The organism is Nocardioides sp. Z21_20, assembly GCF_059766585.1.
In genome coordinates, this window is the sequence record NZ_JCBAJX010000008.1 from 149,327 (window position 1) to 160,541 (window position 11,215).

General features: G+C 67.4%; 14 protein-coding genes. 3 read left to right on the forward strand and 11 right to left on the reverse strand.

From position 1 onward, the window contains the following. Positions 1-131: 131 nt before the first annotated feature. From AC6EH9_RS14015 to AC6EH9_RS14040, 6 genes are read right to left on the reverse strand one after another with little or no spacing between them, the layout of a single operon-like run. Positions 132-548, reverse strand: coding sequence for a hypothetical protein (locus AC6EH9_RS14015; RefSeq protein WP_498423974.1), 417 nt, complete (start codon positions 546-548; stop codon positions 132-134). 47 nt (positions 549-595) lie between these two features. Continuing rightward, positions 596-2,077, reverse strand: a complete 1,482-nt coding sequence (locus tag AC6EH9_RS14020) for an SCO6880 family protein (RefSeq protein WP_498423975.1) — start codon at positions 2,075-2,077, stop codon at positions 596-598. Further along, complete coding sequence (locus tag AC6EH9_RS14025) at positions 2,074-3,384, reverse strand: conjugal transfer protein TrbL (protein ID WP_498423977.1); 1,311 nt, start codon at positions 3,382-3,384, stop codon at positions 2,074-2,076. The genes AC6EH9_RS14020 and AC6EH9_RS14025 overlap by 4 nt, the downstream gene beginning before the upstream one ends. 32 nt (positions 3,385-3,416) lie before the next feature. Next, the gene (locus AC6EH9_RS14030; protein ID WP_498423979.1) at positions 3,417-3,734 is read right to left on the reverse strand and encodes a DUF6112 family protein; all 318 of its coding nucleotides are present in this window, start codon (positions 3,732-3,734) and stop codon (positions 3,417-3,419) included. Between the two features lie 60 nt (positions 3,735-3,794). Continuing rightward, entirely contained in the window at positions 3,795-4,487 is a 693-nt protein-coding gene (locus AC6EH9_RS14035; protein ID WP_498424024.1) for a DUF6349 family protein, read from the reverse strand. A gap of 31 nt (positions 4,488-4,518) precedes the next feature. Continuing rightward, complete coding sequence (locus AC6EH9_RS14040) at positions 4,519-4,824, reverse strand: DUF6112 family protein (protein ID WP_498423981.1); 306 nt, start codon at positions 4,822-4,824, stop codon at positions 4,519-4,521. Positions 4,825-4,899: 75 nt separating this feature from the next. Here AC6EH9_RS14040 and AC6EH9_RS14045 point away from each other — a divergent pair, with 75 nt between their 5' ends. Genes AC6EH9_RS14045 through AC6EH9_RS14055 form a run of 3 tightly spaced genes read left to right on the forward strand, consistent with a single transcriptional unit; the run spans position 4,900 to position 6,021 of the window. Continuing rightward, positions 4,900-5,418, forward strand: coding sequence for a helix-turn-helix domain-containing protein (locus AC6EH9_RS14045; RefSeq protein ID WP_498423982.1), 519 nt, complete (start codon positions 4,900-4,902; stop codon positions 5,416-5,418). Continuing rightward, positions 5,415-5,825 carry a hypothetical protein gene (locus AC6EH9_RS14050; RefSeq protein WP_498424026.1) on the forward strand — a complete coding sequence of 137 codons (411 nt, stop codon included), beginning with the start codon at positions 5,415-5,417 and terminating at the stop codon, positions 5,823-5,825. Before AC6EH9_RS14045 ends, AC6EH9_RS14050 begins: the two co-directional genes overlap by 4 nt. Beyond that, positions 5,725-6,021 (forward strand): nucleotidyl transferase AbiEii/AbiGii toxin family protein, encoded by a 297-nt coding sequence (locus tag AC6EH9_RS14055; RefSeq protein WP_498423984.1) that lies wholly within the window; start codon positions 5,725-5,727, stop codon positions 6,019-6,021. Before AC6EH9_RS14050 ends, AC6EH9_RS14055 begins: the two co-directional genes overlap by 101 nt. An 84-nt stretch (positions 6,022-6,105) precedes the next feature. On the opposite strand, the gene AC6EH9_RS14060 is transcribed toward AC6EH9_RS14055, so the two are convergent. From AC6EH9_RS14060 to AC6EH9_RS14080, 5 genes are all read right to left on the reverse strand, one after another. Continuing rightward, positions 6,106-7,170 carry a M23 family metallopeptidase gene (locus AC6EH9_RS14060; RefSeq protein WP_498423985.1) on the reverse strand — a complete coding sequence of 355 codons (1,065 nt, stop codon included), beginning with the start codon at positions 7,168-7,170 and terminating at the stop codon, positions 6,106-6,108. Positions 7,171-7,179: 9 nt separating this feature from the next. Further along, entirely contained in the window at positions 7,180-7,866 is a 687-nt protein-coding gene (locus AC6EH9_RS14065) for a cell wall protein (protein WP_498423987.1), read from the reverse strand. Between the two features lie 50 nt (positions 7,867-7,916). Further along, positions 7,917-8,918, reverse strand: coding sequence for a ParB/RepB/Spo0J family partition protein (locus AC6EH9_RS14070; RefSeq protein ID WP_498423988.1), 1,002 nt, complete (start codon positions 8,916-8,918; stop codon positions 7,917-7,919). Continuing rightward, positions 8,911-9,759: a hypothetical protein gene (locus AC6EH9_RS14075; RefSeq protein WP_498423990.1), complete on the reverse strand. Its 849-nt coding sequence runs from the start codon at positions 9,757-9,759 to the stop codon at positions 8,911-8,913. The genes AC6EH9_RS14070 and AC6EH9_RS14075 overlap by 8 nt, the downstream gene beginning before the upstream one ends. Positions 9,760-10,159: 400 nt before the next feature. After that, positions 10,160-11,074 (reverse strand): bifunctional DNA primase/polymerase, encoded by a 915-nt coding sequence (locus AC6EH9_RS14080; RefSeq protein ID WP_498423991.1) that lies wholly within the window; start codon positions 11,072-11,074, stop codon positions 10,160-10,162. Positions 11,075-11,215: the final 141 nt, after the last annotated feature.

Genomic DNA, 11,215 nt, shown 5'->3' on the forward strand with positions numbered 1-11,215 from the left:
GGCCTTGCGGGCCTGCTGGTCGTGGGCGAGGAGGCTTTGGGCAGCTGCGCGCCGCGTACGACGATCGCCTCGCTTCTCACGCCGGGGGGTCAGCAGGACCGAACTGAGGAGCCGATCGTTGCGGGATCCGTTCACAATCCCAGCCCCTGTTCAGGCGCGCGCTGCGGCGAGGTGGAGGCGGGAGAGTCGACGAGGGCGATGTAGGTGATGCGGGCTTCCGCGTTGTGGGCGTTGCCGAGGGCGGTGTTGACGTGCTGCAGCATCGCCGCTGCGCGGTGAAGTTGCCATGCGGCTTCGTGCGCAGCCACCCGGGTGGCGCGGGAGTTCTCTGTACGCCATTCGCGGGTGCTGGCCGGTCGCTCGTGCACGGTGGCGACCTGGTGAAGGGATTGGCGCAGGGAAGCGACGGCGGAGGTCAAGGAGCCCAGGACCGAGTAGACCTCGCGGGGATCGTCGATGACTCGGGTGAGATGAGCCAGTTGGCGCAGTGCGATTTGGACCTGGTCCGCGCAGGAGGCCGGGCCGGTGGGAGCTTCGGGAGTGGACATCATTTCTCCAGGTGGGGAGTGGTCGGTGGTGCGTCAGGCGGTGTGCTTCAGACGGGGCGACACAGCGGCAACGCGGCTGCGGTGAACGCTTGCGCCTGCTGGCCCCACAGGCGGCGGGTCTCGCAGGAGGATTGGATGGCGGCTTGTTCGATTTCGGCGACGGCGCGCTCGAGTTCGTCTGCGTCGGTCGCGCTGACCGCGATCAGCCCCGTGACACGTAGGACACCGTGGCCGGCGGTGAGGTCGGCCTCCTGCTGGAGGACGTCGTTGTACTCCGCGGACTGTTGGGCGTCCTCGATCTGCCCGATCCGTTGGCGTTGGGCGGCATCGGAGATGTACTCGGTCTTCTTCTTGCGGATGTCGCGGGCAGCCTGGTCAGTGCGCAGCGGTGTGTAGAGCAGGCTGAACGAGCGGCGTACGCCGGACGAGAGCAAGACGGGTGCGAGGAAGCCGGGGTAGACCAGCGAGCGAGGCCACTCGCTGACCCACAACACGCAGTGGTGGGCCGAATCGCTGCGGAGTTGGGACCATGTTTCGTTCACCGCAACCGGGCCTGCGGTGGCGAGGTCGCCCCCCAAGCCCGCTTGGCGTTCCAGTGCCCCGCTGATGCTGGGCTCGTACGCCGTGCGCAGGATCAGCGCGAGTTCCCCGGCGCCCAGCCACGACGAGGGGGTCAGATCCGCTGCGCGCAGTGCGGCGGTGAGGGTCGACATTTCCTGGCGCAGGACGGCCGCGGCGCCGCGGTTCCCGCCACCTGCGGCGCGGATTGCCCGCGCAGCGGCCTTGAGGTCCAGCGAGATCGACACCGTCGAGGCGTGGCGCTCGCTGGCGGGTCCTGCGCGGTCGATGAGCTCGGCGTACGTGCGTGACGTCCACGAATGGTCGTGGGTTCCGTGGGCGCTCCACCACTCGGCCAGTCCCTTGCCGGAGTCTGGGAGAGTGCGTTCCATCACCTGGAGCGAGGCGATCCGGCCGGATCGACACGCAGTGGCCAGCACCCTTCCCCACGCGCTCACGCGCCGGTGTTGTTCGGTGGGGTCGAGCAGGATGAACGCAGGGTGGGTGAGACCGACCACGGCTGTGAGCGTGGCCCGATATGGATCGTGGACGAACACGGCGTCGGTGTCGGTGTCGACGAGCTGACGCAATCGTGCTGCGTCCCCAGGCAGGGCCAACGTCCCGGCCGGACGTGGCGCAGTGATGCGACGTCGGTAGACGAGCTGCCCGCCCGCTCGTCGCCAACCCCATTTGGCGACCACCGGCAACCACTCGACGAGCTTGCGTCCACTCACACTCACACACACCAACGCGGCACAGAGCAACAGGATCGGTGCTACGTAGAGCAGCGGAGCCCGGCCACCGGTGTACAGGGCGCCAACCAACGTCACCGCACCGAATCCGACCACCACCAGCTGTGACGCGCTGAGCCCCAGCAGCACCCCGCGACGCGCCAGCCGGGAGAACTTCACCGGCGCCAAGCCGTACTCACTTGTGGGCGAAGGAGCACCCGGGCAGCCCGGTGTAGTCATGACCTGCTCCTCCGCGCCGACGCGATCGGGTCAGGCACCCGTTGCGGAGGGGCCTGAGGTGGCGGCGCCTGCCCGGTCGCCCCGGACTGCTGGGCGGCCTGCGCCTGCCCCGAGACAGCAGCGCCGGTGGCGTGCCCGGTACGAACCCCCGCGGTCGCTGCCCCCTTGGCCACCTGGGCGCCCACCACGGCTCCGGCCAACACCCCACCGGCCGCAGCGCCACCACCGGCGGCCGCACCTGCCCCGCCGCCAGCAGCACTTCCAGCTCCAGCCTGAGCCGCAGGCGCCGGTGCCCCGCCGGTGGGGGCAGCTTGAGCTGAACCGTTGGAGGAGCCGCCGAGAATCTTGGGGATCAGTGATCCGCCGCGGCCACCGGTGGGGAGGGGGATCGGGCGGTTGAGGGCGGTCTTGGCTTCCTGTTCGGTCGACATCGAGTGGTACATGTCGAAGCCCATGAAGCTGATGGCTTTGTAGGTCATGTACGGCGCGAACCCCGCGACCAGCATGAGGACGATGCCGGCCATCGGGTCACTGATCGAGGCCAGGTCGGTGGTGATCGGTGCCGAAACCTGGGCGGTGGCGAGGAGGAAGATCACGACCAGGACGACCTTGGACACGATGAGCGCCACGACCAGCGAAGCCCATTTGCCGATCCAGCCACGGGTGGTGTCCCACGATGCTCCTGACAGGGCGATGGGTGCGAACACGATGGCCACCAAGAGCAACGCCTTGCGCACCAGCAGGCTGATCCACACGATCGTCGCGGCGCTGATGGCCAGGCAGGCCAGGAAGATGGTGATCACCACGCCCACCCCGGGTGAGGCGAACGTGGTCACGCCCAGGCCACCCACGAGGAGGGCGAGGCGTTCGCCCATCTCATCCATCGTGGTCCCGGCCGCGTAGACGATGCCGAGGCAGATGCGGTCGGTGATCTCGAGTGCGGCAGCCAGCAAGGTGAGGACGACGAATGATCCCAGGATCGACTTCGCCAGGCCCAGGAGCGCACGCGACAGGCCGGCGGGTTCGCGGCGAATCATGGATCCCATGACCTGGAGCAGGAAGAACCCGAGCATCACGAAGACTGCGACGCCGAAGACGATGTTGTAGACCCGGGTGAACTCTCCACTGGTGATGTCGACCATCGTGGTGGTGTCCATGAGCAGCCACACGCCCTTGAACATGTGCGCTGCGGCTCCGCCGGCTGCGGAGGCGAAGTACTCGAACGGCGCTGCGACCAGTGCCCCCGCGGTGTCGCCGGCCTGGGTGCAGATCGAGGAGATGACGGGGATGTCGCACACATCAGTCATGACAGCTCTCCAGAAGTCCTGTGGCCGCGCGGTCAGACCGCTTGGCCGACGTTCCAGAAGAAGTTCACCAGCGCCACTGAGGCGCCGGTGACGATCGCCGCACCCACGCCGACCAGCACCCCGACCTTGCCGCGCCCAGCCAGATGCGGGTTCGAGGAGTTCGCACCCAGTGCCCACACGACTGCGGAGATGATGATGGCGAGCACCGCGAGGATCAGCCCCACTGTCATGGCCGCGCCCACGAGGGAGCGGAGTTGACCGATGCCGGGCAACCCGTTGGAGTTCGGGTTGATGGTGATGTCGGTGGGCAACAGGTAGAACACGTTGCGCGGGAAGCCAAGAGTGATCACGATTTCCTCCGGAGTCTGCGGCGAAGTTGCCTCGCTACTCAGGTGCACGCCCCGTGCTCGTCACATCTCCACCCCGCGCGCGAGTTCATCGACGCGGACCGCGGCGGGCGGCCGAGGAGCAGGACGGACACGGCGAACGAGTTGCTCCACCACCCGCTCGGGATCCACGGCCGTGTGGGAGATGTCGTACCCACCCCACGGTGAACGTCCCGGGACGTGACGGGTGCGCTTCGGCGTTCGCTCGGTGATTACCGGCGCGCCCGGCACCTGCATCGACGGCGGGTAGTGGTCGTGGATCCACGCGGCGGCTGACCTCGTGGTCTCCGGCTTCTCGACGTCGCGTAGCCGTAGCGGGACCGGCGGCAACTCCCGCCACCCGGGAAAGGTGTGGTCGTGCCACACCTCGACGGCGAGGTTCTCCGCGGCGGTGATGACGTGCCACTCGCACGGGCTGCAGATGGCTTGGTACATCAGTTCGCCCACGCACTGGCAGCCCTGATCGGAGGCGGGGTGCTCCCACGGTCCGCACCGCAGATCCGCGTTGAAGAAGTCGAAGTCGTGCCCGTTCCCGCCGGAGACCGTGACGCCGCGATGCCACATCCGACTCCCGTGGCCCGACCGGTCGAGGTGGTGTAGGAACTTCCAGGGCGCGAAGGCCTCGTCCAGGTCGAGTGGCGAGTGGTAGTCGGTGGTGAAGTGGAGGGGAGCGCCCGACCAGTCCGGAGCAGTCGCGACAGCTGCCCGGTGGAGCATGCCTTCGATGTCGAAGGCAACTGCTCCTCGCTCACAACGAACCCCCGACACCCAGGAGCCAGTTGGCCCACGCCAACGCGCCGCCGGTGAGAACCGCGCCTGCCAAGGCGACGAACAGTCCGGCCTTGGCCTTCGCCACGGCGTGCCAACTGCCTGACGAGGACGCCAGTGCCCACGTTGCGGCACAGATGATCACCATGAGCACCGCGAGGATGAGGCCGTACGTCAGCAGCGCACCCACGATCTGGCTCAAGGAGCCTGGCCCGTGGATGGCGCTGAAGTCTGGACCAACAGCAAAGAGAAGACTCGACGTTGTGTTCACGTACTGCAGGTGCACCAGCCCTCCGGTGACGGGCACGGTTGCGCGGATCAACTCGTTGCGTCGCGATATTCAGTCAGATGTCATCTCGCTATGACTGAGCGGACGATCATCGCGCGTGCACGCCACGGCAGTGGGCTGTCGCAGCGGGCGTTGGCGCAACGGTCGGGCACATCGCAGCCCACGCTGTCGGAGTACGAGCGTGGCGGTAAGTCACCAACATTGGCGGTCGCCGAGAGAATCGTGCGCAGCATCGGTTACGACTTGGATCTCGCGCCACGTGTTAGCTTCGCCCAACATGCTGGGCCTCGGGGGGAGCCGTATGTCGTCCCGGACCGGTTGTGGCGCCTCGACGTGGAGGATGCCATCGCATCAGTCGTGCTGCCGGGTCATCTCTACTGGTCCGGCCCTTCGCGGACCTACCATCTGGCGGACCGTGCTGAGCGTGCCCGGGTGTACGAGATCGTCCTGCGCGAGGGCACCGAGGAAGACCTGCTGACCTATGTCGACGGCGCTTTCCTGATCGACCTCTGGGAAGACCTGATCCTTCCCAGCGCGTTGAGGTCGGCCTGGGAGCCCACGATCGCTCGATGCCGAGGGCCGGTCGCGTGAGCGATCCGGCCGCGAGTCGACTCACGCAGTTCCAGCTCGATGCAGCCGGGATGTTCTTCTCCCTGCCGGATTCCGTGGGATTCCTCCTCGCCGGTGGTGGTGCGCTCATCGCGCAAGGGATTGTCGTGCGTGACACCGATGACCTTGACTTCTTCACCCAGCGAGGTGGAGGAGACGTTGATGCGGCCGCAACCGCTCTGATCGCCGCAGCTCAGGCACAGTCGTGGTCCGCCGAGGTGCTCCGCAGTGGACCCGACTTCAGGCGCATCGCGCTCGTACGTCGTGCGGGGTCCCAGAATGTCGACGATGAGGTGGTCTACGTCGATCTTGCCGTTGACAGCCCCCCCCCCCCCCCCGACCGGGACGCCGACCGTCACTATCGCCGGACCGACGCTGCCTCCGCTTGAGCTCGCGATCCGCAAGACTCTCGCCCTGTTCAGCCGTGCAGAACCGCGCGACTTCACCGATGTCCACGCCATCCACCAGCACTTCGCGCACGAGATCCTGGCGGAAGCGTCTCGAGCTGATGCCGGATTCGATGCCAGCGTCTTCGTCCAGATGCTCCGTTCACACCGTCGGCTCCAGACGAAGACTTCCCCATAACCACAGTCGACGTGTCCGAACTACGTGCCTACTTCGATGCGTGGGCCGAGGAACTGGACAGCTGACTCGACGGCATTGCCGACATCAGTCCCCGACGCTCCAGTGCAGGTGGTCGAAGTGTCCGCCGGTGACGTCGCCAGGGTCGTGCATGCCGCCGCCGTTGTAGGGCCGCCACCCTTCGTCGCGCCTGGCGACAGACCAGATCTTGCCCTGCCAGATGAGGTAGTCCACTCCGAGCGCGACGGCGTTGTCTTTGAGCCAGTTCGTCACCCGCCACCCGAGCGCGAGTGCTGGGCCGGAGGCGGCGGTGCCGATGCTGTTGCCGAAGGTGCCGTCACAGGCACGACCGAGCGGGTGCTCGGAGGGCCCAGAGCGAGGGGACCAGCAGGACCAGGCTGAGCCCGGGAAGTTCGCCTGACCCAGGGCGAGAACACGAGCCGTCCGGCGGGTGATCTGGCCGCTACTGGTGGGGTCGTCGACCAGCGCGCTGGGGTCGTCGCCGGTGTAGGCCGTCGCCTTCGGAGTCCCGCAGGTAGTCGCTGATGTCTCCTCTGTGACAGCAGCGGCGATCGCGCCCTGAGCGGCGAGCCACGGTTCGGGGTCGACCGTCGTACCGGATGCCCCGCCGGCGCGGATTTCGAAGTGCAGGTGCGGACCGGTGGAGTACCCCGATGACCCCACCCGGGCAATGAGTTGCCCTGCCGTCACTGGGTCACCGGCATTGACGAGAACGTCGTCGCCATGCATATGCGCGTAGCCAGATCCGACCACCTTGGAGCCCACAGTGTGGGTGATGAGGATGAGGTTCCCGTAGCCCGTCGCGGGCCCGGCGAACGCCACCACGCCATCGGCGACCGCGAGGATCGGGGTGCTGGCAGGGGCAGCGAGGTCGAGCCCGCTGTGCAGCTTCCATATTCCGGTGGTGGGGTGCCGGCGCATCCCGTACCGACTGGTGATGGTTCCGACGTCGTCCGGGAGGGGGCGTACGACGCGAGATGTCTCCGGCACCTGGGCATCACCGCTCGTCTGGGTCGAGATGGGAGGGCATGCCGCCTGGGCCGCGGGGTTGAACAGCACAACCACCCCCAGCAGCGCGCAGAACGGCGCGAGGAGGATCAACACACAGCCGGTCAGGATGGCCTTGTTCATCACGACCGCTCACTCCAACGGGTGGTCGAGCATCGACAACCGCAGCAGGTGGCACTGCTCGTACGAGGGGCCGCACACCACGAAGACCGTGAACGCGACGTCGTGCGTCGACGTGACAGACTCGTTCTCCCAGACCCCGGCGCGGTGACGTACGCCGCGGACGGTCACCGCGGCCGTGCCCGGCGCCAACGTGTCCCTGGCCTGGGCCTCGGCTACCGCCCACGCCTCAGGCGTCTCCGTGGACTCAATGACCAGCCACTGTCGAGTCTCGTACTGGGCCAACTGCACCCACATCTCTTGCGAGGGCAGGTAGGTGTCGAGATCGCCCACCAAGCCAGGCGAGGATTCCCCTGTCGGGTCGGCCACGGCCACCAAGTGATCCACGTGCGCGGCACGGGGGACCAGGGAGCGGGTATCCCAGGCGAACAACGCCGAGGCCACCTCGCGAGCGAACTGGTTCGCGTCCGGTGTCTGGAGGATGGGGGCCAACTCGTTCGACGGGCCAGATGCGACCCCCGGATCCGGGGACACCGGACCGGAAGCAACAGGCGCCGCACGCTCAGCAGCAGGCCCGCTCGTGCGGTAGCCGGCGACCGTCGCCGCCAACATGGCGACCACGAGGACCACGGCCGCTCCCAGTGCGATCAGCACACGGCGACGCGGGTGGCGGATTGCTGAAGACTTCACAACGATCACCTCGATAGCGAAGAGATGGAAGAGCTACCGGCGCGGCCCTGGACTACGGCTCATGAGGCAGCAGACGGGTGGGGTGAGCCGGAGCGGCTGGAAGACCTGAGCTGATGGACCTCCGTGGCGAAGGCCACTGTCTCGGCGACCACACGCTGGAACATCTCCCAATCCCTGTCCGTCAGCTCGGCTGCCAACGAGTGCGGGTCGTAGAACCGGGTCCACCCGTCGAGGTCGCTCCAGGTATGGACGAATGCCCGAACAGATCGGCGCACAGCAGCGCCAGGCTGGCGGGGCGGCGACGGACGCTCGGTGCGTTCCTGACTCACGCGTTGAAGGGCGTCTTCCCCCATCTCAGCGATTTCCTCGTTGGTGGGCGGCTCAAGCCGTGGCTCCTGCCCAACGAGCTCGATAGCTGCCTTGACCCGCAAGTAGGCAGGGTTGACGTCGGCTCCGTCGTTGATGCCACGCAGCTCCCGTTTGGCCAGTTCACGCACGAGCTCGGGCAGGTGCTGGTCGCGGGACGCCCGGCGTACCGCGTTGATCTGTTCGAGGCGCTGGTGAGACTGCTTGCCGGTGACGAGCTGGGAGGCCTGGATACGAGTTCTTCCTGCCCCCGACGGTGGTGCGGAGTCCGCACCACCGTTCATTCCTCCGCTGGGCGCCGACGACCCGAAGCGCGATTCCTCCTGGCGGAGGTGCGCGTCCTCGGCCAGCACCTTGGACAGCTCCTCATAGAGCTTGCCTTCCTCGATCGGAGTCAGCGGCTTGTGCAGGGTCTGCTCGTCGCACTGGGACAGGATGCGCGACAAGTCATCCGACAACCCCGAACGGACCCACACCTTCAAGGTGCGCCAGCCCAACCGTTTGACCGCCTCCAGACGCCGACGTCCACACACGAGGATCCCGTCCGGGGTGATCGTGATCGGCTGGAGGAGACCACGCGTCGCGATGGATTTCATCAGCGCATCGATGTCGCCCAGCTCCTGACGGTGGCGGATGCCGATGACGATCGAGTCGACGCTACGACCCAGTTCGATGGTGCCGTGGTGGTCATTCATGGCCGGCTCCCGTTGTCAGAGTCCTGGCCGCAGGACGCAGGGTGTTCTCGAACTCCGGCATCTGCACGATGTCGTCGGCGGTGAATCCCAGGACAAGCAGCAGCAGGACTCCTCGTCCGGCGTTGGTGTTCTGACGGTCCGGATCCAGGTGGCCCAAGAGGACGCGCAGCATGGCCAACCAGTGACGCTGGTCAACGTCGAGATACGAGAGCGCGAAGCGGTCGCGGCGCAGATACTCATGTGCCCGCGGCCGATTGCCCGACTGCTCGAGACGGGCACACACGTACTCCACACCGCTGCGCGCCACGTCGGGCGGCCAGCCCAGGGTGATGAACACGTTCACAGCGTCCTCGCGTGCCTGCCGCGCGCTGGTCGGCCTGCCGTTCGGGTCGGCATGCTCCTCCGGGACCTGCGCGTCGGATTCGGCCGGTGTTTGGAAGCCGACTTGCAGAGCGTGCAGGTAGGTGTGCCACTGCGGGTCGTGGTCGCAGAATCGATCGGGGTCGTGGAAGGAGGCCAACTCGCCACGTCGTGCGGTGTCGGTGGAACACAGCAATCCGTCCGCGCGATGGCGGTAGATCAAGGTGAGGTGCAACGCTCGGGTCAACATGCCCCACGGGTCGTCGGATTCAAGTTCGGGCCGGGAGACCAGGATCTCGAAGGCAGCGGACGCGACCTCCTCGGGCTCGTAGCCGTACTTGGCGGCCAACCCCGCGTACTTCTCCATCGTGAACTCGAGCAGGGCCCGCACCTCGGGGCCGTGCCAATCGGCTTCACGGAACTGCAAGCGCCACAACAGCTCGCGCAGCCCCTCCGCGGTCATGAACGATTCGATGCTCATCACAGCCCCCGTTCCTCGGTCACCGCGGGCACGACTGGAGCAGCCGCGGGACCAGTGCCCTGTTGATGGCGATGAGCGTTGGGGCGCTGCGCCGCGTCGTACACCGCCCGTGTGGCTGAGACCGGCACACGCCGGACCCGGCGGACCAACGCGACCTCGAGATCGATGGCCCGACCGGTGAGCGAGGCTCCCGCACGTGTGGCCAGGTCGGTAGGACGCACCCACGCCACTCCGGGTCCTCCGGCGCCAGATTCTCCCGCGGTCGGCTGCGGCGCCAACGAGGGATCCCCATGCGTGGCGAGTCTTGATCGCTCCTCACTCGCTACAGCTGTTCCGCTCTCAGTCACGGCGACGGGGGCGAGGGTTCGGTCCGTGCGAAGCTCGTACGGCTGATAGACGTTCACAGGTTCACGGCTCTCGACAAGGTTCGGGACGAATGGGAGGACGCCGCGCCGGTTGTGGGCTGGGTGCGGCGATAGGCGTTGCGGATCGTCGACTCGATCTCGGGGTCGGGCAGACCCGCGAGGTGCGCGGCCTCGCCGAGTTGACTGAGGGCGGCCTGGAACTGGTGACCTTCTTCGGCCATGCAGCACGCCGCCCAGAACAGGGCCTGGTTGCGTCCGCCCTCGGGCGCGCTGGCGACGTGCCGGAGCAAGCCTTGGGGGTTGAGATCGCGCGTTGGAGTCTCGAGCCGTTGCCGGGGAGCGCGCGGGGGCTCCAAGAACGTTCGCAGCGCGGATGCGTCGACGCTCGTGGGAGAGTGTTGGGCGATCGCGATGACCTGGTAGGCACGGCTCGACCCGTCGGGTTGGGTGAGCCTCGAAGGGGGAGCGATGACGTATCCACCGTCACCACGGAAGTCGATGTGAGCGCTGGGCACCTGCCAGGACCGCTGCTCGATGCCCGCGTGCAGGAAGTAGGCGTGCAACCCGCCGGAGGGGGTACGCACGAGCCATGCCCACTTGTCGGTGAGTTGCTCGGTCGTGGCTTCAGCGAACCGCCCGTATCCACTGGCTTCGGCGTGCACGTCCACATCGACCACGTCCACCCCCGCAGGCGTGCCGGTCGGCAGACCAAGGTTCGCCTCCGGCCACCGGCGCCACCAACGATCTACCTGGGCGGGGTCAGTGGTGGCGTCATGGAACCCGCGCCGGGTCAGCGGCTGTTTCGCCCCCGCCACGCACGGAAACACCGCGACACCCCGCCCGGCCAAGACGCGCGCCGCTACCCCTGGTTCGGTGCACTGCCGGAACGCGTGCACGAACTCGGTGGTCCATCGGGTCGGTGAAGCCGAAGGTGAGGTAGCGGTGTTCATGCCTTCGACCATGCGCCAGCGGGGGCCCGTGAAAGCGCCCCCGGGCCCCCGCCCGGGGAGGCACGCCAGGGGCCCGGGAAATAGCGTTTGTGCTGGTCAGGAGGGGGCCCGGGGAAAGTTGTGGCGATATTCGGGCGAAGG

Coding starts and splice junctions, on each gene's coding strand:
- AC6EH9_RS14015 (WP_498423974.1), bottom strand. CDS start 548: ATGTCCACTCCCGAAGCTCCCACCGGCCCGGCCTCCTGCGCGGACCAG.
- AC6EH9_RS14020 (WP_498423975.1), bottom strand. CDS start 2,077: ATGACTACACCGGGCTGCCCGGGTGCTCCTTCGCCCACAAGTGAGTAC.
- AC6EH9_RS14025 (WP_498423977.1), bottom strand. CDS start 3,384: ATGACTGATGTGTGCGACATCCCCGTCATCTCCTCGATCTGCACCCAG.
- AC6EH9_RS14035 (WP_498424024.1), bottom strand. CDS start 4,487: ATGCTCCACCGGGCAGCTGTCGCGACTGCTCCGGACTGGTCGGGCGCT.
- AC6EH9_RS14045 (WP_498423982.1), top strand. CDS start 4,900: ATGACTGAGCGGACGATCATCGCGCGTGCACGCCACGGCAGTGGGCTG.
- AC6EH9_RS14055 (WP_498423984.1), top strand. CDS start 5,725: ATGAGGTGGTCTACGTCGATCTTGCCGTTGACAGCCCCCCCCCCCCCC.
- AC6EH9_RS14060 (WP_498423985.1), bottom strand. CDS start 7,170: ATGAACAAGGCCATCCTGACCGGCTGTGTGTTGATCCTCCTCGCGCCG.
- AC6EH9_RS14070 (WP_498423988.1), bottom strand. CDS start 8,918: ATGAATGACCACCACGGCACCATCGAACTGGGTCGTAGCGTCGACTCG.
- AC6EH9_RS14075 (WP_498423990.1), bottom strand. CDS start 9,759: ATGAGCATCGAATCGTTCATGACCGCGGAGGGGCTGCGCGAGCTGTTG.
- AC6EH9_RS14080 (WP_498423991.1), bottom strand. CDS start 11,074: ATGAACACCGCTACCTCACCTTCGGCTTCACCGACCCGATGGACCACC.